This window comes from Marivita sp., from assembly GCF_965656765.1.
Classification (GTDB): Bacteria; Pseudomonadota; Alphaproteobacteria; order Rhodobacterales; family Rhodobacteraceae; genus Marivita.
Window position 1 is genome coordinate 1 of sequence record NZ_CBFHLV010000064.1, and the last position, 18696, is coordinate 18696.

General features: G+C 59.1%; 21 protein-coding genes and 1 other RNA gene. 10 read left to right on the forward strand and 12 right to left on the reverse strand.

All coding sequences use genetic code 11. The features are described 5' to 3' along the window. The 8 genes from ACTG4M_RS14435 to ACTG4M_RS14470 all read left to right on the forward strand — a co-directional run. Nucleotides 1–625, forward strand: a 625-nt coding sequence (locus tag ACTG4M_RS14435) for an inositol monophosphatase family protein (protein WP_439124370.1), incomplete at its 5' end; no start/stop codon positions are given. Between the two features lie 118 nt (nucleotides 626–743). Further along, nucleotides 744–2075, forward strand: a complete 1332-nt coding sequence (locus ACTG4M_RS14440; protein WP_439124371.1) for an 8-oxoguanine deaminase — start codon at nucleotides 744–746, stop codon at nucleotides 2073–2075. Between the two features lie 109 nt (nucleotides 2076–2184). Continuing rightward, a complete protein-coding gene (locus ACTG4M_RS14445; protein WP_439124372.1) occupies nucleotides 2185–3318 on the forward strand; it encodes a cobalamin-independent methionine synthase II family protein in 1134 nt (377 codons plus the stop codon). Nucleotides 3319–3321: 3 nt separating this feature from the next. Beyond that, nucleotides 3322–4032 carry an alpha/beta fold hydrolase gene (locus tag ACTG4M_RS14450; RefSeq protein WP_439124373.1) on the forward strand — a complete coding sequence of 237 codons (711 nt, stop codon included), beginning with the start codon at nucleotides 3322–3324 and terminating at the stop codon, nucleotides 4030–4032. 140 nt (nucleotides 4033–4172) lie between these two features. Beyond that, nucleotides 4173–4547: RNase P RNA component class A (gene rnpB / locus ACTG4M_RS14455), an RNA gene on the forward strand. Nucleotides 4548–4670: 123 nt separating this feature from the next. Further along, nucleotides 4671–4838, forward strand: a complete 168-nt coding sequence (gene rpmG / locus ACTG4M_RS14460) for a 50S ribosomal protein L33 (RefSeq protein ID WP_028958297.1) — start codon at nucleotides 4671–4673, stop codon at nucleotides 4836–4838. A 258-nt stretch (nucleotides 4839–5096) separates the two neighbouring features. Further along, on the forward strand, nucleotides 5097–5984 hold the full coding sequence (locus tag ACTG4M_RS14465; RefSeq protein WP_439124374.1) for a sulfotransferase domain-containing protein: 888 nt from the start codon (nucleotides 5097–5099) through the stop codon (nucleotides 5982–5984). 290 nt (nucleotides 5985–6274) lie between these two features. Next, nucleotides 6275–6814 carry a hypothetical protein gene (locus tag ACTG4M_RS14470; RefSeq protein ID WP_439124375.1) on the forward strand — a complete coding sequence of 180 codons (540 nt, stop codon included), beginning with the start codon at nucleotides 6275–6277 and terminating at the stop codon, nucleotides 6812–6814. Nucleotides 6815–6851: 37 nt separating this feature from the next. Here the strand turns inward: ACTG4M_RS14470 and guaD are convergent, their stop codons facing one another. Then, nucleotides 6852–8138 (reverse strand): guanine deaminase, encoded by a 1287-nt coding sequence (guaD, locus tag ACTG4M_RS14475; protein WP_439124376.1) that lies wholly within the window; start codon nucleotides 8136–8138, stop codon nucleotides 6852–6854. A gap of 130 nt (nucleotides 8139–8268) precedes the next feature. Between guaD and mgtE the strand changes: the two genes are divergently transcribed. Further along, on the forward strand, nucleotides 8269–9663 hold the full coding sequence (mgtE, locus tag ACTG4M_RS14480) for a magnesium transporter (RefSeq protein WP_439124377.1): 1395 nt from the start codon (nucleotides 8269–8271) through the stop codon (nucleotides 9661–9663). Further along, the gene (locus tag ACTG4M_RS14485; protein ID WP_439124378.1) at nucleotides 9660–10220 is read left to right on the forward strand and encodes a 5-formyltetrahydrofolate cyclo-ligase; all 561 of its coding nucleotides are present in this window, start codon (nucleotides 9660–9662) and stop codon (nucleotides 10218–10220) included. The genes mgtE and ACTG4M_RS14485 overlap by 4 nt, the downstream gene beginning before the upstream one ends. Nucleotides 10221–10278: 58 nt before the next feature. Here ACTG4M_RS14485 and ACTG4M_RS14490 read toward each other — a convergent pair whose 3' ends face one another. From ACTG4M_RS14490 to hisD, 11 genes are all read right to left on the reverse strand, one after another. Beyond that, nucleotides 10279–10533 carry a hypothetical protein gene (locus ACTG4M_RS14490; RefSeq protein WP_439124379.1) on the reverse strand — a complete coding sequence of 85 codons (255 nt, stop codon included), beginning with the start codon at nucleotides 10531–10533 and terminating at the stop codon, nucleotides 10279–10281. Between the two features lie 241 nt (nucleotides 10534–10774). Continuing rightward, nucleotides 10775–11149, reverse strand: a complete 375-nt coding sequence (locus ACTG4M_RS14495) for an STAS/SEC14 domain-containing protein (protein WP_439124380.1) — start codon at nucleotides 11147–11149, stop codon at nucleotides 10775–10777. 70 nt (nucleotides 11150–11219) lie between these two features. After that, complete coding sequence (locus ACTG4M_RS14500; RefSeq protein ID WP_439124381.1) at nucleotides 11220–11729, reverse strand: GNAT family N-acetyltransferase; 510 nt, start codon at nucleotides 11727–11729, stop codon at nucleotides 11220–11222. Nucleotides 11730–11811: 82 nt separating this feature from the next. Further along, nucleotides 11812–12780: a cupin domain-containing protein gene (locus ACTG4M_RS14505; RefSeq protein WP_439124382.1), complete on the reverse strand. Its 969-nt coding sequence runs from the start codon at nucleotides 12778–12780 to the stop codon at nucleotides 11812–11814. 21 nt (nucleotides 12781–12801) lie between these two features. Beyond that, nucleotides 12802–13764, reverse strand: a complete 963-nt coding sequence (locus ACTG4M_RS14510; protein WP_439124383.1) for an ester cyclase — start codon at nucleotides 13762–13764, stop codon at nucleotides 12802–12804. After that, nucleotides 13761–14774 (reverse strand): LacI family DNA-binding transcriptional regulator, encoded by a 1014-nt coding sequence (locus ACTG4M_RS14515; protein WP_439124384.1) that lies wholly within the window; start codon nucleotides 14772–14774, stop codon nucleotides 13761–13763. The genes ACTG4M_RS14510 and ACTG4M_RS14515 overlap by 4 nt, the downstream gene beginning before the upstream one ends. Beyond that, nucleotides 14771–15529, reverse strand: a complete 759-nt coding sequence (locus ACTG4M_RS14520) for an SDR family NAD(P)-dependent oxidoreductase (RefSeq protein ID WP_439124389.1) — start codon at nucleotides 15527–15529, stop codon at nucleotides 14771–14773. Before ACTG4M_RS14520 ends, ACTG4M_RS14515 begins: the two co-directional genes overlap by 4 nt. A gap of 74 nt (nucleotides 15530–15603) precedes the next feature. Continuing rightward, nucleotides 15604–16212 carry a hypothetical protein gene (locus tag ACTG4M_RS14525; protein WP_439124385.1) on the reverse strand — a complete coding sequence of 203 codons (609 nt, stop codon included), beginning with the start codon at nucleotides 16210–16212 and terminating at the stop codon, nucleotides 15604–15606. A 14-nt stretch (nucleotides 16213–16226) separates the two neighbouring features. Further along, nucleotides 16227–16655, reverse strand: coding sequence for a VOC family protein (locus tag ACTG4M_RS14530; RefSeq protein WP_439124386.1), 429 nt, complete (start codon nucleotides 16653–16655; stop codon nucleotides 16227–16229). After that, complete coding sequence (locus ACTG4M_RS14535; RefSeq protein WP_439124387.1) at nucleotides 16634–17641, reverse strand: ester cyclase; 1008 nt, start codon at nucleotides 17639–17641, stop codon at nucleotides 16634–16636. Before ACTG4M_RS14535 ends, ACTG4M_RS14530 begins: the two co-directional genes overlap by 22 nt. Nucleotides 17642–17751: 110 nt before the next feature. Continuing rightward, nucleotides 17752–18696 (reverse strand): histidinol dehydrogenase (hisD, locus tag ACTG4M_RS14540; RefSeq protein ID WP_439124388.1); only part of this gene is annotated, 945 nt, incomplete at its 5' end.

The following is an 18696-nucleotide window of genomic DNA, read 5'->3' on the forward strand; positions in this document are numbered from 1 at the left end:
GATGCGCAACGTATTGGCCGACCTGCGCCCACGCGATGGCATTCTGGGTGAAGAGCACGGCACGGTGGATGGGACAAGCGGCCTGACATGGGTGCTTGATCCGATCGACGGGACCCGCTCCTTTATCAGTGGCACGCCGACCTGGGGCGTCTTGATTGCGCTCTCAGATGACACCGGACCGGTCATGGGCATGATCGACCAACCTTATGTGGGTGAGCGCTTCATGGGTGGTCTTGGCCGCTGCGACTGGACCGGTCCAGGACGCAAAAACGCGCTTGGCACCAAAGCCACCACCGACCTGTCACAGGCTATCCTGTTCTCAACCTTCCCGGAGATCGGCACCACGGACCAGCGCACCGCATTCGAACGTGTCACCCCCGAGGTCAAACTGACCCGCTATGGCTGTGATTGCTATGCCTATGCCCTCCTGGCGGCTGGTCAGATCGACATTGTCATCGAAGCGGGACTGAACGCCTACGACATTCAAGCGCCCATCGCTGTGATCGAAGCAGCCGGCGGCGTTGTCACCCAATGGGATGGCTCACCAGCGCACGATGGCGGCACCGCTTTGGCCGCTGCGACGCCCGAACTGCATGCTGCAGCCATGGCGCGTCTCAACGGCTGACAAGCACGCCGATCCGCGCTACACCTACCCTGCCCGGGCGAGTCCTTCCGCTCCTTTTCTGTCGCCCCCGGCTGGTCTTTACACCGAAAAGGGCACATTGATGTGTGGAGGGAACGGCATGGCCATCCTGATCAAAAACGCAACCACTGTCCTGACGATGGACACGACACTGTCGGAATGGACCGACACAGATATCCGCATCGAAGACGGTGTGGTCACTGAAATCGGCACCGGTCTGACGGGCGTGGACCAAACGATTGACGCCAAGGGCTGCGTCGTCACCCCTGGCTTGGTGAACACCCATCACCACCTCTATCAAACCTTGACCCGCGCAGTGCCCGACGGTCAGGACGCGCTGCTGTTTGGCTGGCTTCAAACGCTGTACCCAATTTGGTCGCGCTTTGGTCCGGAAGAGATGTTCATCTCGGCCCAGATCGGGTTGGCAGAGCTGGCGCTGTCGGGCTGCACACTGACCTCGGATCACTTGTACCTCTACCCCAATGGCGCGCGTCTGGATGATACCATCGCCGCAGCCCACGAGATCGGAATGCGGTTTCACCCAACACGCGGTGCGATGAGCATCGGTGAAAGCGATGGCGGGTTGCCTCCAGATTCGCTGGTCGAGGCCGAGGCCGCAATACTTGAAGACTGCATTCGGGTGATCGACGCACATCATGATGCCAGCGAGGGGTCGATGGTCCGTGTCGGCATCGCGCCCTGTTCACCGTTTTCTGTCAGTCGAGACCTGATGCGCGATGCGGCCCTGCTGGCCCGCGACAAGGGTGTCATGCTGCACACTCATCTCGCGGAAAACGACGAAGACATTGCCTATAGCCTTGAAAAATTCGGCTGCCGCCCTGGCCAATACGCCGAAGATCTGGGTTGGACCGGACCTGATGTCTGGCACGCCCATTGCGTAAAGCTCGACGGGCAAGAGATTGATCTCTTTGCCAAATCCAGCACCGGTGTCGCACATTGCCCCTGTTCGAATTGCCGCCTTGGATCGGGCATCGCGCCTGTCCGCGCCATGCGCGACGCAGGGGTGCCCGTAGGGCTGGGTGTAGACGGATCGGCCAGCAACGACGCCGGCAATCTGATCAGCGAGGCACGGCAAGCGATGCTGCTCCAGCGGGTCGCCAACGGGGCCAACGCCATGAGCGCCCGCGAGGCGCTGTTCATTGCCACGAGAGGTGGAGCCGAGGTTCTGGGTCGGCCCGATTGCGGCCAGATCGCGGTCGGAAAACGCGCCGATATCGCCATTTGGGACACAACCGGCGTCCAAAGCGCCGGGAGTTGGGATCCCGCGGCACTTCTTCTGGCGGGCCCCACGCGCGTCAAACATCTGCTGGTCGAAGGCCGACCCGTCGTGCAGGACGGACAGGTGACGACAATCGACTTGCCCCGCGTGATTGAACGCCAAAATCAACTCGCACAGGCGCTTATGGTGTGACCCGCAAACTCATGCCGAAAATCAAGCGCCAACACCGCGAAGTATCTGGCACATAGCGCATGATTTGCTAGTGTCGCTGCAAACCTATGCAGAATAAGGGGCCGCGCAGATGACATCCATAAAAACCACCCATGTCGGATCGTTGCCCCGCACGCAGAAAGTGGTCGACTTCATCTTCGCCCGCGAGCACGGCAAGCCCTACGACACAGACGCGTTCACGACCGCCATGACCGAGGCCGCAAGCGAAACCGTGCGCCTTCAGGTCGCCGCGGGCATCGACGTTGTCAGCGATGGCGAAACCTCCAAGATCAGCTACGCCACCTATGTCAAAGACCGATACACCGGCTTCGGCGGTGACAGCCCGCGCAACGCGCCTGCGGATCTAAAGCTGTACCCGACCTTCCTTGAACGGCTCAAGGATGATGGCGGCACACCGCAATATGCTCGGCCGATGTGTGTGGGTGAGGTAAAATCCAAAGGCCAGGGCGAGTTAGAAAGCGACATCGCCAACCTCAAGGCTGGCATGGCTGAACACGGCGTCGCCGAAGGGTTCATGAACGCAGCCTCACCAGGTGTGATTTCGCTCTTTCTGCAGAACGATTACTACCCCACCCGCGATGCGTATTTGGCCGCACTGGCTGATGCGATGCGCGACGAATACCGCACCATCGTCAACAGTGGGCTGATGCTGCAACTTGACTGTCCCGACCTGGCGCTGTCACGGCACATGCTTTTCAACGATCTGTCGGATGCTGAGTTCGTCAAGATCGCAGACAGCCATGTCGAAGCAATGAACCATGCGCTTGACGGGATCGACCCGGCTCGCGTGCGTGTGCATATCTGCTGGGGCAATTACGAAGGCCCCCATGTCTGCGATATCGACATGGACACAGTGTTCCCGACCCTCATGAAGGTTGGCGCGCGACAGGTTTTGTTCGAGACATCGAACCCTCGGCACGCCCATGAATGGACAGTGTTCCGTGACCGCAAAGCGGAAATTCCGGACGACATGGTGTTGGTGCCGGGCGTGATCGATTCGACCACCAATTTCGTTGAACACCCCGAAGTCGTGGCGCAACGGCTTGAACGCTTTGCCGGGATTGTCGGCGCAGACCGTGTTATCGGGGGCAGTGATTGTGGCTTTGGCACCTTCGCCGGCTTCGGCGCCGTGGACCCCGAGATCGCTTATGCAAAGCTTGCGACACTTGCCAAGGGCGCTGCCTTGGCGTCAGGACGCCTCTGACTTATGATTGAACCCGTCGTCTTTCTGCCCGGCATGATGTGCGACGCACGGCTTTTTGAGCCGCAGATCCGGGCCTTTTCCGCCACCCACCCTGTGATGGTCGCACCGATCACGAACGGGCAACGGATCGAGGAAATCGCATCTGGTCTGCTGCCGCTCTTGCCACAAAAATTCGCACTGGCGGGTCTGAGCATGGGCGGCATAGTTGCGATGGAGATCCTGCGCCGCGCCACTGAACGGGTGACTCGCGTGGCACTGATGGACACCAACTGCCTGGCCGAGACACCGCAAGTCGCCGCCAACCGCGAGCCGCAGATCGTGAAGGTGAAATCCGGAAAACTCATCGAGGTTATGCGCGACGAGCTGAAGCCCAATTATCTTGCTCCCGGCCCGCGCCGCCCAGCCGTTCTGCAAACTGTGATGGACATGGCCCACACATTGGGACCCGAGGTATTTCTCAACCAGTCTCGCGCTCTGCAACGCCGCCGCGACCAGCAATCGACCTTGCGCAAGATCAAGCAACCCGCTCTGGTGCTATGCGGTGCGCATGACGCGCTATGTCCGATCAAACGCCATACGTTCATGGCGGAGCTGATCCCGCATGCGCGGTTGGTTGTACTTGACGACGCAGGTCATCTGCCAACGCTGGAAACTCCGGACGAGACCAATGACGCGCTCTGGGAGTGGCTGCATCAACCCTACGTGCTGCGATGAAGAATCGGATCGGCACTTGCCGATCCGACAGATTGGGGGGCCAGCCCCCCCGGCATATTTGGAAAAAGAAGAAGAACAGGCAGTGGCGCGGTCGCATGATGATTGACCGCATCAGGCACTTGCCCTACCCCACACCTCGCGCGGAGGGCCGGATGGCCGCCCCTTAGGGGGAGGAAAGTCCGGACTCCTTGAAGCAATGGTGCCGGGTAACGCCCGGGCAGGGCAACCTGACGGAAAGCGCCACAGAGAACAGACCGCCCCGGTTTCGATCGGGGTAAGGGTGAAACGGTGGGGTAAGAGCCCACCGGGGGGCTGGCAACAGTCCCCGCATGGCAAGCCCCACTGGGAGCAATGCCGAATAGGGGGATCGCGCCGCGCGTCGGCAGGGTCGCTTCAGCCCAGATCCCCGGGTTGGCAGCACGAGGCCGATGGCAACATCGGTCCCAGAGGAATGGTCATCTATCCTTGGGGAAACCCAAGGGGGACAGAATCCGGCTTACAGGCCCTCCGCGCGTTTTTCTTGGCCGTTTCCACAACTATGCACCGTGTGAAGGGTTGACTCACCCGCGCGCACGGGTAGAAGGCGGCTTTCATACTGGAATTCACGGGCAGTCCTTGCCCGATGCAGGAGACGACCCATGGCGAAGCCGACCACAATCAAGATCCGCCTGAACTCGTCTGCGGGAACGGGCCACTTCTACGTGACCAAGAAAAACGCGCGGACGATGACGGAAAAGATGTCTGTTCGGAAGTACGACCCCGTCGCGCGCAAGCACGTCGAGTACAAAGAAGGCAAGATCAAGTAAGCCTTCGACTTCACACGGACAGTGAAGAATTGGCCGCGTCTGGGTTACCCCGACGCGGCCTTTTTGTGTGTGGCAACAAGTCTTAGGCTGCGCCCGTAAAGAGCGTTCTCTGATCACTCGAGAGTCTACATGTGGGGCCGGGTCGCCATTCGAACCACCCAATGCTCTTGCCCACACCCCGCTCGATAGCCCTTTTCTGTTGCGTTTGCGGGCCAACCGACGCCATCCTTAGGCTGATCTGCGCAGGAGATGGCCACCATGACCAGCCGCAAGCTTTACCTTGGTCCACTGACAGACAACCGGCGTTGGGATATGATCGACATCCGGCCTGACGACGTGTTTGTCGTCACACCCCCAAAATGCGGCACGACATGGATGCAAACCATTGTCGCACTCTTGTTCTCGGGCGATCCCGACGTCGAAACGGAATTGTCAGTCAAAATGCCGTGGGTCGACATCCGTATCCGCGAAATGACAGAGGTCGCCGCACGGCTGTCTGCCATGACAGGGCGGCGCAGCATGAAAAGCCATACCCCAATGGACGGCCTGCCGATTGATGATCAAGCAACCTATATTTGTGTTTTTCGACACCCGCTCGATGCGCATTTCTCGTATCGCAAACACGTGCGCAACATCCCAATGTCCTGGTTTGATATGTGGTATCCCGAAGACGATCCTGACGGCATCACGTTCCGGCGATTTCTAGATGGCGGTGCGGAAGGGTTTGATGCCGACGCCATGCCACTGGCGCATATCCTGCAACACTATAAAGCCGCCTTGGCGCTTGTGGACAGGCCGAACGTGGCCCTGTTTCACTATACGGATATGACACGGGATCTGCCCGGGACATTTGCACAACTTACCAAACTACTGAACATCTCGCACCCGAAACACGTGCTGGATCAACTGGTTCACGCTGCGAGTTTTGACCACATGAAGACCCATGCCGCTCGCTATGCCCCGTCTGGCGGCAAGGGGTTCATGAAGTCCGACTCGGACTTCTTCCAAAGCGGCACCAGCGGCAAATGGGTCGGCCACCTGACCGATCAAGATTTGACCGCCTATGAGGCGATAATGGATGCGCACCTGACGCCCAAGGAAAGAGCGTGGTTGGAATTCGGGGCTGAAAAAGGCCCACGGGCGTGACGGAGGCGGCGACAGTTCGGGTTCACCGCCTTGAGAAAATCGCTGGTCAACAAGGACGATGTCGCCTAGCGCCCTTGCAGGCGTCCGTAAGTCAAAAATCATACGATCGGCCGTCCGCGAACCTTCGCACAAGCACACCAAATACTCGGGGCTGCACAAACAAATATCGCCCCCCCGAATGCTTGATACCCGCATGCCTTTTCACTTACGAAGAAATGGCGCAGAATTCTGAAGAATATAATTAGGATAGGTCTTTGGCCCGTATCGTTTTTCGCTCCGCCTTGATATTCATGGCAGGTCTTTGCGCCGCCGCTCCGGGGCATTCACAAGGCTACACCACAGGAAGCAGCTACGAAGGCACAGCACCGTTATCTATCGACGATGTCATCCGCGGTTTCACCGACGGGGCACAGCAATTGTGCGGCCAAGTCCCTGATCCAGCCTATACCGTTGACTGTGTTGCAGACTATTTTGATTGGCTTGCAGACCGACTTCCGCAAGACAGCGATTTTGGAGAAGCAGAAGGCATCATCCGCGATGCCGCTCGTCAGTTGAACCGTATCGCGCGAGACAATGCATCCTCGACCCAACGTCCCGCAACACTGCGCTTGAACAACAGCACCGCGCCATCAAGCCGGTCCAGCCGTGCCGTGATTCCCGTCGCGCCTGACCGTCAGGCCATTGCCCGCGCCGCAGCCGTCAATCTTGTCCGAGAAACAGAAACACAGCTCTTGCGAGCCGCTGAGAGATCAGACCGCCGCCGGGTCGCCTATGCTAACATCGCGGCGGCTGTCGGAAATTCTTCAGTGATCCTGTTGCGATCCAGTTAACGCGGACCAGTGCATCATCGGCATCACCATACGAAAGTCAGACGCGCTTCCCCATCACCCACACCCCAGACACCGCGCGGTCATCGCCCATCATGATCGTTGGAAAAACTGCTTCCCAGATATCCGCCGCGCGAGCGCTGCGTTGGGCGATGGCGGGGGTTGATCCCAGGTCCAGCGTGATGAAATCCGCCTCTGCCCCCGGTGCCAGTGTTCCGACCCGGTCCGCAATGCGTAGCGCGCGAGCGGATCCTTCGGTCGCCAACCACAAGAGCGTTGACGGGTGCAGCGCCGTGCCGCGCAATTGCGCCACCTCATAGGCCGCAGCCATCGTGCGCAGTATGGAAAAGGACGACCCGCCTCCGGTATCCGTAGCCAGCCCGACGCGTTGGCCCTCGGCCACTAAACCGGCCATATCGAACAGGCCCGAGCCGATAAACGTGTTGGATGTCGGGCAATGCACCAACGCCCCACCAACCTCGCGCAGGCGGTCGCGTTCACGGGGCTCCAGATGAATGGCATGGCCGTAGAGGCCATTTTTCCCCAAAAGCCCATGCGCCTCATAGGTGTCCAGATAATCCCGCGCGTCGGGGTAAAGGTTTCGGACCCAAGCAATCTCATCGGTTTGTTCGCTTAAATGAGTCTGCATCAGGCAATCAGGATGCTCGGCCCATAACGCCCCCAGCGCGGACAACTGCTCGGGCGTCGATGTAGGCGAAAACCGCGGGGTGATGACGTAGGACGCCCGGCCCTGCCCCTGCCAGCGGTTCAGCAACGCCTTGCTGTCGTCATAGGCCGATTGCGCATTGTCCAGCAGCCCGTCGGGCGCGTTGCGATCCATGCAGGTCTTGCCGCCCAGCACCCGCATTCCGCGCGCAGCAGCTGCTGTGAAATAGGCGTCCACGCTCTCGGGGTGAATTGTGCAATAGCTGCACATCGTCGTGGTGCCATATGAAAGCGCAAGATCAAGATACCGCGCGGCAATTTCGGCAGCATAGGCAGCATCGCCAAACCGCATCTCTTCGGGGAACGTGTAGGTGTTGAGCCAGTCGATCAGCCGTTTGCCCCAACTCGCGATCATCGCGGTCTGCGGGTAATGCACATGTGCATCCACGAACCCCGGCAGGATCAATGCCTGTCCGTGAACTTCGACCTTGGCCTGCGGATAATCACGGCGCAGATCGTCAGCTGTGCCACGCGCGAGAATGTGCCCACCCTGCACCGCAATCGCGCCATGCGAGTTGTGCTGTGCGGCACTGGTCCCTTCGACCATAGGATCGCCAGTGAACCAGAGCGTCTGGCCAAGATGGAGCGTGATGTTGGACATGGATGGCCCTTTTTGACCTTTTCGTGGTGAACCTATCTCTTGAAAGACAGTTGGTAAATTGCGCGCACGCTCTGTTGTATCGTGGGGCAATTGCGTAAAGGTAGAACTGGCCATTCATTTAGGGGGCGAGATGAGCGACGATCAAACCATCGAGGCACCCGAGATTGAAGACGCGGACGATGCGTACAGCCTTGGCCGCAAAGCCGTGGCGCAAATCCTTTATGCCGTAGACCGCGACGACCGCGATCAGCTTGTCGAGCTGATGGAGCCCTTGCACCCCGCTGACATCGCCGACCTTTTGGAGCAGATCAACGCCTTTGATCGGATGCGCCTGATCAAGCTCTATGACAAGGAATTCGACGGCGACATCCTGTCGGAACTTGACGAATCCATCCGCGAAGAAGTGATCGGCATCCTGTCGCCCGAAGTTCTGGCCGACGCGGTGCGTGAGCTGGACAGCGATGATGTTGTCGATCTTCTCGAAGACCTCGAACAGGGTCAGCAGGACGCGATCCTCGACGTCCTCGAAGACAGTGACCGGGTCGCGGTTGAGCAATCCCTGACATTCCCGGAATACTCGGCCGGCCGCCTGATGCAGCGTGAAGTGGTGATGGCGCCCGAGCATTGGAATGTCGGTGAAGCCATTGATTACCTGCGTAATTCTGACGACTTGCCAGAACAATTCTACCACATCGTATTGGTTGACCCGCGCCTCCGCCCGGTGGGCAATGTCACGCTCGGCAAACTCATGGGATCGCGCCGCGAGGTGATGCTACAATCGCTGGTATCAGAGACATTCCATGTGATCCCAGCCGCGCAATATGAAGGCGACGTCGCCTACGCGTTCAACCAGTACCACCTGATTTCCGCCCCCGTCGTTGATGAAAACGAACGACTGGTCGGTGTGATCACGATCGATGACGCGATGGCCGTGCTCGACGAGGAACACGAAGAAGACGTGTTGCGCCTTGCCGGTGTGGATAGCGAAAGCTCTCTTTCCGACCGTGTACGCGAAACCACCAAGCGCCGTTTTCCATGGCTCTTGGTCAACCTCATCACCTCAATCCTCGCCAGTCTCGTGATCGCCCAGTTCGAAAACGCCATTGCCACCATTGTTGCCCTCGCTGTACTTATGCCGATCGTCGCGTCCATGGGCGGCAACGCGGGCACTCAGTCATTGACCGTGGCTGTGCGTGCATTGGCCACAAAGGATTTGACCGGATCGAACGTCTGGCGCGTGATCCGACGCGAGGTGATCGTGGGCCTGATCAACGGTCTCGCTTTCGCGGTAATCATGGGAATCGTTGGCTATGTCTGGTTCGGCTCTCTTGCGCTTGGCGGTGTGATTGCGGCCGCGATGGTGATCAACCTGGTGGTCGCTGGACTTGCAGGCACTGGCATCCCGATTGTGCTCGAAAAACTGGGCGTTGACCCAGCCTTGGCCTCTGGTGCCTTCGTGACAACTGTGACCGACGTGGTCGGCTTTTTTGCCTTCCTCGGTCTGGCGGTACTGGTGCTCTTGTGACGTTGGAAGATCGCAAAACTGCGGCCCGCAAAGCCGCCTTCGCCCGCCGCAAAGCGGCCCATGACGCCGCCCATCCCGGTGCGGCAGGCCATTTAAGTCAGGTTTTGGCAGGGTATCGCGGTGTCCCCGTGTCCGGCTACTTGCCGATCCGAACCGAGATCGATCCCTTGCCCGCCATGTCCGAAGCAGCAGCCCACGGGCTTGTCGGCGTTCCAGTCATCCGCGCGGCTGGTGAACCGCTGGTGTTTTCCCGATGGGAGCCGGATTGCGCGTTGATTGACGGACCATTTGGTGCCGCAGTGCCTGCCGACGAACGGTTGATCATTCCTGAAGTGCTGATTGTGCCGCTCGTTGCGTTTTCTCGGATCGGGGGGCGTTTGGGGTATGGCGGCGGCTTTTACGACCGCACGCTCGAAAGACTGCGCGCCCAGCGCCCAACCCTTGCCATCGGCTTTGCCTTCGCCACGCAAGAAGCGAACGATCTGCCGCTTGAACCAACCGATCAGCCGTTAGACATGATCGTGACGGAACGCGAGGTCATTGAAATTCCGTGCTAAGCTTTAAGCCCAAGCCGATAGCCAGAACGCCGACACTGCCGTCGAACAGAACAAACACCTACGTCTTTTTGCCTTCACTCTCGTCCTCGGCGTCCCGACTGTTATGGTCGTTCGGGTCAAACGCGTCGATATCATAAGGCTCTTCATCGTCAGCAATCCCAGTGACATGAGTCGCCCCGGTTTCTGCATCATAAACAAGCCCATAGCTTGCCCGGCCCTCAGATTTGTAGCGGCGGTATTCGTGAAAGCAGGCATAGATGAACACCGCCGTGAACGGCAACAGGATCAATGCGGCAATCAATTGGGCTTGCATGATGTCGCTCCTTCAACGGTTTCGTGTCTGTCGCGCTTCAATTCGAAACCGCGACTTGGCTGTTCGGCCTATAGGTTCTGAAAAAAACCGCAACGGCGCGGCAGGGTTTCGGACACGAGGTTCAACACATATGCACGTCGCACCTTTGGTCTGATGAAAGGTCAGCAGTGCATTTCTGAACCTGTCTGTTGTACAGACCTAACCGACCACACCCGATTTTCAACCCGCCGGTTTGGCCGCGTCATGCAATACCGCTTTGCAGCCACGCTTCGGCCTGTTCGCGGTCATTCAATTCAAAACCCTTGATGTCGATGCCCGGAAACATCGCACCTTCGATTTCAGCTGCCGTTCTGATCCATGCGGTGTCGCATAGAACAGCGCAGCGATCGAACCGGCCCAACAGCCCGAACATCTTGGGCAGCCGTGCCATTTCAACCGCCATCGCCCCCAGATCGGGAAAGGCGAACGACGTGATCGTGTATAGCATAGTGCCCGCATTCACGTCCTGCGATTTGTCCAAAAGGTCATCCAAACCCTTGGCCATCTCGTCTGAGTCGATTTTGCCCGACAGGTCGATATCAACGCGGTTCGGTTCAGGTTTCGTGATCGTCAGCATGGTCCCCTCCTTTAGCTGGATCACGAGTCCACACTAAAACGGGCCAAAGCGCCATGACACACGTCAAGAACTAGGCAAGAATCCGCACCATGAACACCGCAGGAAAGTCGATCCCCGGTCGCAATGGCACGTCGATCTCTCCCTGTGCCTGAAAACCCATCGCTTCGTAAAATGGGACCGCCGTGCGCGTGCTTTGGCAATGCAGTTGCGACATGCCTGACGCATGGGCATGCAGAACGATATGCTCCATCAACGCCTTGCCGATGCCTTCACGGATGCGGCGGTGGTCGGTGACGACATGACGAATATGCCCAATCCCGCGCATCCCCGGTCGACCGCCCGGCGCTTGCATGGTCCATCCACCGGCACCCACGATTTCCAACCCGTCACACACTACAAAAAATGTACCCGAAGCCACCAGCGCTGGCTGCGCCTTTGAGATCAGCGGAACAGCTGTCACCAAAACAGACGGCGGATAATCATCCTTGAGAAGCACCGGATAGCTTTGCCCAAACAGGCGGTCCAATGCCTCGAGATCGGACGCATCGGCAGGGCGCAGCGTCAATGTGTTTCCAGTCATGTGGCCCCTCCTCCTGTCGCCTGAGAGGCACATAGCGCGTCAGGACAAGGACTCCAGTTACCGGTTCGGCAAAATGATCAGGTCAAGCGCCGCCCCAGGTCGGCCCCGCCGGATCGTCAGTCGAACGTACCCGGTACATCGACGCCTCCCCGGTCATTGCGGGCGTGACACTATGGGCCAGACCGGGCGGCACAGCTACCGTGTCACCGGGGTTCAGCGCCGTAGAGCCGCCCTCCCACGTCAGTCGCCAATGACCACGGACGGGCATCAGCACCTCGTGGCTCGCAACGCTATAAATGTCTTCAGAAATTGACCCACGCGTGATGAAATCCACGTCGAACCCTGGTCGGTCGGTCAACTTGCCCTCTGGCCCGATCACCTTGGCAGGCTGCTTGTCCGCCAGCGCCATCAGATCCCAGTACCGGGCGACGTAGCCGGGGATCACATCAGAGGTTGTTGGCTCTGGAAACGTCTTAAGCTCGTCATCGCTCAAGAGCGGCATCGGCTTAACACCGTCAGGCAACGATTGACCTGCCTTACTGTCATAAAGCTTGCCATTGTCGCCCAGTACCAACCCGTGATCTTTCGCATCCTCGATCACCTGAGGCGCCCAGATGACACCCCCACCTGCATCATCCCCACCAAGGATTGCCATGATCATCCCGTAGTCGGTGCCGATATTTTCAAAGCCCCGAAAGATGCCCGTCGGAATGTTGAAGATATCACCTTTCTCCAGCACCACTTCGCCCGCATTGCCCCAACGCCCCCAAAAGAACCGCCAGCGGCCCGACAGGACAAAGAAAACCTCTGCCGTGCGATGGCTGTGCAACGAGTTGCGGCATTTCGGTGGCTGGCCAGCAGCACCGATGTTGAACCCAGGGGTTTCCGTGATGTGCACATGCTGATCAGCACTTTCCGACACGCCACCACCAATGATCGTAAAGTTTTCCTTTTGGTCGCTGCCCGGCGTGTGAGCGTCAATAAAGGCGGTACGGCAGGGGCGCAGATCGCCATAGCGGACGATACGGGCTTCCATCTCTTGCGGGGTCATTGGTCAGTTCCCTTGGTGGTGTCAGCCCTGATGGGCCAGAATTTGCATCCAGATCGCAGTCTCGTCATAAAGCGTCCACTCCCGGCGCAGCCCGCGCGGCCCGAACTCGGCATGGGAAATCCCCATGACGTGCACCTCGGCCCCGGTTGGCGTGCCAAACGCACCCCAGCCGTCATGTTTGCCGGTAAGCGACCAGCGGATGGCAGCGCGCGGTGGCATGTTCGTTTCTTCCAGGCCGATCTGGTGGTGAATGTCGAATTTGGCCGACGGAAAGGCCGACCGCAGCCCAAGCCAGAACGCATCGACGCCGCCAGTGCCATGCACGGTTTCGCCGCCGGGGTATTCGGCTTGAACGGCACGATCATACTGATCGGGAATGACCGAAAATTCACCATCCATCACACGGCTCAGGAGCGCCGCAAAGGCAGCACCCCACTGGTTGTCATTGCCGCGCCCCGTGTATGGCCCCTGCACATCGATCGCCGGGCGAAACGGTTGGCTCTCGGGATCAAGTCCAGCGATCTGCTCGCGGGACCATTCCTTCAGGTCATAACCCAACTGCCGCACGATTGCGCCATTGTCACGGATCAGCCATTCGTCGCTGATCATGTTGTTCTTGGCATAGCAATCTGCCAGCGCCCGCAGCTTGATCTTGCGCCCTGTGGCCGGGCCAAACTGCCCGTCATTCAAATGGGTCGCCGTGGACAGGATCCGGTGCGAGGACAGCATGCCGACCTCCGGCGTGCCAGACCAGATCACGTCTTCGCCCAGCAATTGCCGGTCAGGAAATTCGTGGCAGGTCGCCATCGTCGCCGCTGTCATCGCCGGTTCGCCAAAACCAATGCCTCCGGGCGTGCGCACAATCACCTCGGGATGGTAATACGCCTTCATCTTTGCCCCAAGTCCGCGATCCTCCCAGATCTCCTTGGTGATCCCGAGGATATAGTCGGGGAAATCCGCAAAACGGTTATCGAACCCTCTCATTGCAAGCCTTCCGGTATGCGGGCCGATCCACGCAGGATCAACGGCCCGTCGATTTCAGTAACATCCGCTTGGGCAGATTTGTCTTCGATTTGATGAATAAGCGCCGCCACAGTGGTCTTGACCATCCGTCCCACAGGTTGCCGCACGGTCGTCAGATCATAGGCGGCAAAGGCGGCCATCGGCACATCGTCATAGCCCACTACCGACACGTCATGTGGCACCGACAGGCCAAGCGTGCAGCGTAAGTGGTCCATCACCGCAAAGGCCATGTGGTCGTTGCCGACAAAGAGCGCATCAACACCCTGCGTCAGCAAAGCATCCGACGCACGCACCGCCTGGGCATGATCATAGCGCCCGTCTTCGACCCCAACTGCGTCCTGCCCAAGTTCTTGCAATCGCCAAAGAAACCCCTCGGTCCGGTCGCGCCCGGTGGAAGACCCCTGCCAGCCTGCAACATGTCCGATACGGCTATGCCCGCCAGCAACAAGGAACTCTGCCACCTTGGCCCCACCCGCCCGGTTGGCTGAGGTGACCTGCGCCAAACCGCTTCCCTCTTGTCCACGATTGAATAGCACCACCGGGATACCCGCTGCTTCGCAGCGTGCGGCAAGTGCATCGCCCAAGCCTACACTCGCGAGCACAATCCCGTCCACTTGCTGGTCGAGCATCTGTTGAATGATCCGGTCCGTATCCGTGTCTCCGGCCCCTTCAGGCATGGTAAAGACCAAGGTATGATAACCCTCGTCCTGGAATACCCGGCTGAACCGCTCAAGCGCATCGGGGTAGAACGGGTTGCCCAGATAGGCCACCACCATACCAATGATCCGGCTGCGCCCGGTAATCAAAGACCGCGCCAAAACGTTGGGCCGATAGCCCAGCGCCTCAGCCGCCGAACGCACTTTGTCGGCTGTGGCCTTGCTGGCCGACGCGCCTGAAAACACCCGGCTCACCGCCGATTGGCTTACCCCTGCGCGCGCAGCCACATCGAAGGAGGTGACCCGTCGTGTCATCCCGCCGTCCATCCCCCGTCGACCAAAATCGACGTACCAGTGACCAACGCGCTCGCATCCGCAGCCAGAAACAGGCACGCGCCCATGATGTCCTCGACCTGACCAACACGCGGCAGTTTGATCTTGCCTTCGATCCAAGCCCTCTTTTCAGGGTCGTCAAACGTCGCTTTGGTCAGCTCTGTAAGAATAAAGGTCGGGCAAATCGTGTTAACGCGGATACGCTCCGGTCCCCATTCAATCGCCATCGCCTTTGTCATGCCTTCCACCGCGTGCTTGGTCCCGCAATAGACTGCGCGATCAACACCGCCGACATGGCCCATCTGGCTGCTGATCTGAATAATCGACCCGCCGCGTCCAACCATCTGTTTCGCCGCCGTCTGCGCCAGAAAATACGCTGCCTTGATGTTGATGTCCGAGACCGCATCGAAATCTTCGGGCGACGTCTCCAACGCCGGGCTATGCCGTGCAAGACCGGCCGAATTCACCAGAATGTCAATCGGACCATGCGCATCAAACGCGTCGCGCACCGCCACAATATCCGTCACATCCAGCACCAACGCCTCGGCGCTGAACCCGGCCAGCGTCATCTCGTCCACCGCTGCTTGCACTTGCACCGCGCCTCGTGCCGCGACGATCACATGCGCGCCGGCTTCGGCCAAGGCCACCGCACAGCCAAGACCGATTCCGCGCGACCCGCCAGCCACCAAAGCCCGCTTACCGACAAGACGAAAGGGCGGTGTTTTGGGCAGGGTCACAGGCATGTCTCCAAGGCATTGCATAGGTGTGCAAAATCACGCTACCCCCGGTTTTAACCCGAGTCCAGCCCGTTTCAGGGATAAGCGATGCCTCGAAACGGCGGAAAATCCGCATAGCGCTTTGCGCGCTGCTCGGACAGTTCATCGGGTCGCTGCCCACCGCGGATCAACGTGCCCCTCGGGGCGATATAACTGTCGATCCGGCGCTGCGGATCGGGCCGCCACGCAATGTTGAATGCGCACAGCTTGGGAAAGAACCACGCTTCGGCAAACGGCAGATGGTCATACAACCACCACGCAAGATCCCGCCAATCACGGCCTTGGTCGTAGTGATGGGCAAACCACGGTATAACGATACTGGCGCCCGCCACCTCCACATCCGGCAAATCCCAGATATGGCATTCAAGCGGATAGTCATTGCGCGCACAATTCAGCCCGTTCTCGTTGCCGAACCGGTTCAATTCAGCCGACCGAAACCCAGACCGCACGGCGATCCGACCAAAGGTCTCTTGCAACGGATCAAGCAACGTTTCACAAAACGCCCGCCCCCGCGCGATGGCCAAGTCCGCATTGTCGGGAATGTTCTGAACCTTATGAAAATTCCCGACCTCGGAATAGAGAAACTCCCGCATGTAGAAATGCCGCGACAGTCGAACGCGGCCCAACGTCTCGAGGCTCCACATGCTTTGCGGGCGTCTCAATACCCGTTCCAGCGAAACGCGCCATCCTCGTCACGCAAGGGCGAATACGGATTGTGCGCCACTTCCCAGACATGGCCCTCAGGGTCACTGAAGTAGCCATGGTAGCCGCCCCAGAATACCTCTTGCGGCGGTTTCAACACGGTGCCGCCCGCGGTCTCAATTCGGCCCATGACGTCATCCACGCCTGCGCGATCACGTGCATTATAGCCCAGGGTCATCGCCCCGCGCCCAAGCTGCGCCACATCAATCCCGACATCCTCGGCCAGCTTGTCCAGCGGGTAAAGCCCAAGCGTTTGCCCCAAAAGATCATAGGCGATCACGCCATCCTGCGTCTCGATCCGGGTCCAGCCCAACGCGTCATAGAACGCCGCCGCCTGATCCGCATCCGTCACGCCCAGCGTGATCAGCGATACCCTCTGCTCCATGCCAGCTCCTTCATCCGGGCAAACACATCCACCCCGATCTGAGCGTACATGTCCAACAGGTCCACGAGAACCCAGTTTTCGCGGATACGTCCATTCTCCAGTCGCCAGAAATCCAGACTGCGCAGCGTGATCATCTGCCCTGTCGGCGGCAGGCCCAACCAACCATCCCCCGACAGCGTCTGTTGCATATTAGGCCAGCCAGTCACACCGACATAGGCCCCTTCGGCCATGAAGTGATGCTGCGTCCCCTCGGGATGCTGCCCGCGATCCGGCATCGCGTTCAGGAACGGGATCTGGTGGAACCGCCGGAATTCCTCGACCCCACATGCGGTGCCAATCCCTGCCGGGCCGTACCACATGAAATCAGAATGCCAGTAGCGATCAAGCTCCATCACTTCAGGCCCGCCTTTCGACGGATGCCGCCCCATCGCAGTCAACATGTCGATCACATGATGAAAAGAGCTTTCCGAAAGCGCAGAATCATGCGGCCCCAAACCGTCCTGGGTCATCGGCGCGGGGGCATGAAGAAACCGTCCCAATTGTAGGGCCATTGGCCAGACCCCAGCCTGCATCATCATTTCGGGAATGTCCCAGATCGCCTGCATCTCAACACAAGCACCACCATCGATCCGGTAAAATTCATGAAACCGCATCGAAGCACTCCGCCCCGTCGAAGGAATACCAAGCCACGGCTCAATCCACCGCCCGGCATAATGGCCACCCGACCCGACCCATAACGCACCACCCGCATCAAAGCCTGCAATGCGAATAATCTCCTGTCGCTGCAGATCGGGAATCGCGGCCCTGAGCGGCCCAAGCACATCCGAAACAAACGCGTCCGCGCCGTGCAGCTCTCCGAACGGATGGCACATCCGAAATTTTGCCTCTCGTGCAACGGTGTTTAGAACCTCTGCAACACCCTCATGGCTTTGCAATGCCTCAAACACGGGCGCCATCACCGAATGTGCATCCTGGACGTCAGACATCGCAATCCCCTGCTTCTCTGGTTTTCAAATATCTCGGGGGTTTGGGGGCAGAGCCCCCAAGTGTTTCCGTCAACGGAAACATCCGATGCACCAACGCATCGACCACCGCCTTATTCAGCAGCCTCACGATAGGGCGCGCCTTCACCATACGGCACGTTCACCCCGCCATAGCGACGAACCCGCACGTTACATTGCTCGGCATGGCCGACAAAGCCTTCCAGCATACACAGGCGCGAGCCATATTCACCGATCAGCGTTGCCGCCTCATCCGTGGTGATCTTCTGATAGCTGTGGGTTTTCAGGAACTTGCCCACCCAAAGCCCGCCGGTGTAGCGCCCGGCTTTCTTCGTCGGCAAAGTGTGATTTGTCCCGATCACCTTGTCGCCATTCGACACATTGGTCCGCGCGCCAAGGAACAGCGCACCGTAGCAGGTCATGTTGTCCAGATACCAATCATCCCGATCCGTCATCACCTGCACATGCTCGGACGCGATGTCATTGGCGACCGCCAACATCTCGTCATGATCGGCGCACAGGATAACCTCGCCATAGTCGCGCCAGGAAACCGAAGCGGTGTCTGCGGTGGGCAGAATGGTCAACAGCCTGTCGACCTCAGCCAGTGTCTCGTCCGCCAACTTGCGTGAGTTGGTCACAAGAACTGCCGGAGAGTTATACCCATGCTCGGCCTGCCCGAGCAGATCCGTCGCGCAAATTTCAGCATCCACTGTCTCGTCCGCAATCACCATGGTCTCGGTTGGTCCAGCGAACAGGTCAATGCCGACACGTCCAAACAATTGCCGCTTGGCCTCGGCGACAAAGGCATTGCCCGGGCCAACCAGCATGTGCACCGGATCAATAGTTTCAGTGCCAATCGCCATTGCGCCAACGGCCTGAATACCACCCAAAACATAGATTTCATGCGCACCGCCCAGATGCATTGCCGCAATCACCGCAGGGTTCGGTTTTCCTTGCCAAGGCGGGGTGCAAGCAACGATACGCGGCACCCCGGCCACTGACGCTGTCGCCACCGACATATGCGCCGAGGCCACCATCGG

What these genes read in the sequence shown, in the direction of transcription:
- ACTG4M_RS14440 (WP_439124371.1), top strand. Translation starts at nt 744, where the DNA reads ATGGCCATCCTGATCAAAAACGCAACCACTGTCCTGACGATGGACACG.
- ACTG4M_RS14445 (WP_439124372.1), top strand. Translation starts at nt 2,185, where the DNA reads ATGACATCCATAAAAACCACCCATGTCGGATCGTTGCCCCGCACGCAG.
- ACTG4M_RS14450 (WP_439124373.1), top strand. Translation starts at nt 3,322, where the DNA reads ATGATTGAACCCGTCGTCTTTCTGCCCGGCATGATGTGCGACGCACGG.
- rpmG (WP_028958297.1), top strand. Translation starts at nt 4,671, where the DNA reads ATGGCGAAGCCGACCACAATCAAGATCCGCCTGAACTCGTCTGCGGGA.
- ACTG4M_RS14465 (WP_439124374.1), top strand. Translation starts at nt 5,097, where the DNA reads ATGACCAGCCGCAAGCTTTACCTTGGTCCACTGACAGACAACCGGCGT.
- ACTG4M_RS14470 (WP_439124375.1), top strand. Translation starts at nt 6,275, where the DNA reads ATGGCAGGTCTTTGCGCCGCCGCTCCGGGGCATTCACAAGGCTACACC.
- guaD (WP_439124376.1), bottom strand. Translation starts at nt 8,138, where the DNA reads ATGTCCAACATCACGCTCCATCTTGGCCAGACGCTCTGGTTCACTGGC.
- mgtE (WP_439124377.1), top strand. Translation starts at nt 8,269, where the DNA reads ATGAGCGACGATCAAACCATCGAGGCACCCGAGATTGAAGACGCGGAC.
- ACTG4M_RS14490 (WP_439124379.1), bottom strand. Translation starts at nt 10,533, where the DNA reads ATGCAAGCCCAATTGATTGCCGCATTGATCCTGTTGCCGTTCACGGCG.
- ACTG4M_RS14495 (WP_439124380.1), bottom strand. Translation starts at nt 11,149, where the DNA reads ATGCTGACGATCACGAAACCTGAACCGAACCGCGTTGATATCGACCTG.
- ACTG4M_RS14500 (WP_439124381.1), bottom strand. Translation starts at nt 11,729, where the DNA reads ATGACTGGAAACACATTGACGCTGCGCCCTGCCGATGCGTCCGATCTC.
- ACTG4M_RS14505 (WP_439124382.1), bottom strand. Translation starts at nt 12,780, where the DNA reads ATGACCCCGCAAGAGATGGAAGCCCGTATCGTCCGCTATGGCGATCTG.
- ACTG4M_RS14510 (WP_439124383.1), bottom strand. Translation starts at nt 13,764, where the DNA reads ATGAGAGGGTTCGATAACCGTTTTGCGGATTTCCCCGACTATATCCTC.
- ACTG4M_RS14515 (WP_439124384.1), bottom strand. Translation starts at nt 14,774, where the DNA reads ATGACACGACGGGTCACCTCCTTCGATGTGGCTGCGCGCGCAGGGGTA.
- ACTG4M_RS14525 (WP_439124385.1), bottom strand. Translation starts at nt 16,212, where the DNA reads ATGTGGAGCCTCGAGACGTTGGGCCGCGTTCGACTGTCGCGGCATTTC.
- ACTG4M_RS14530 (WP_439124386.1), bottom strand. Translation starts at nt 16,655, where the DNA reads ATGGAGCAGAGGGTATCGCTGATCACGCTGGGCGTGACGGATGCGGAT.
- ACTG4M_RS14535 (WP_439124387.1), bottom strand. Translation starts at nt 17,641, where the DNA reads ATGTCTGACGTCCAGGATGCACATTCGGTGATGGCGCCCGTGTTTGAG.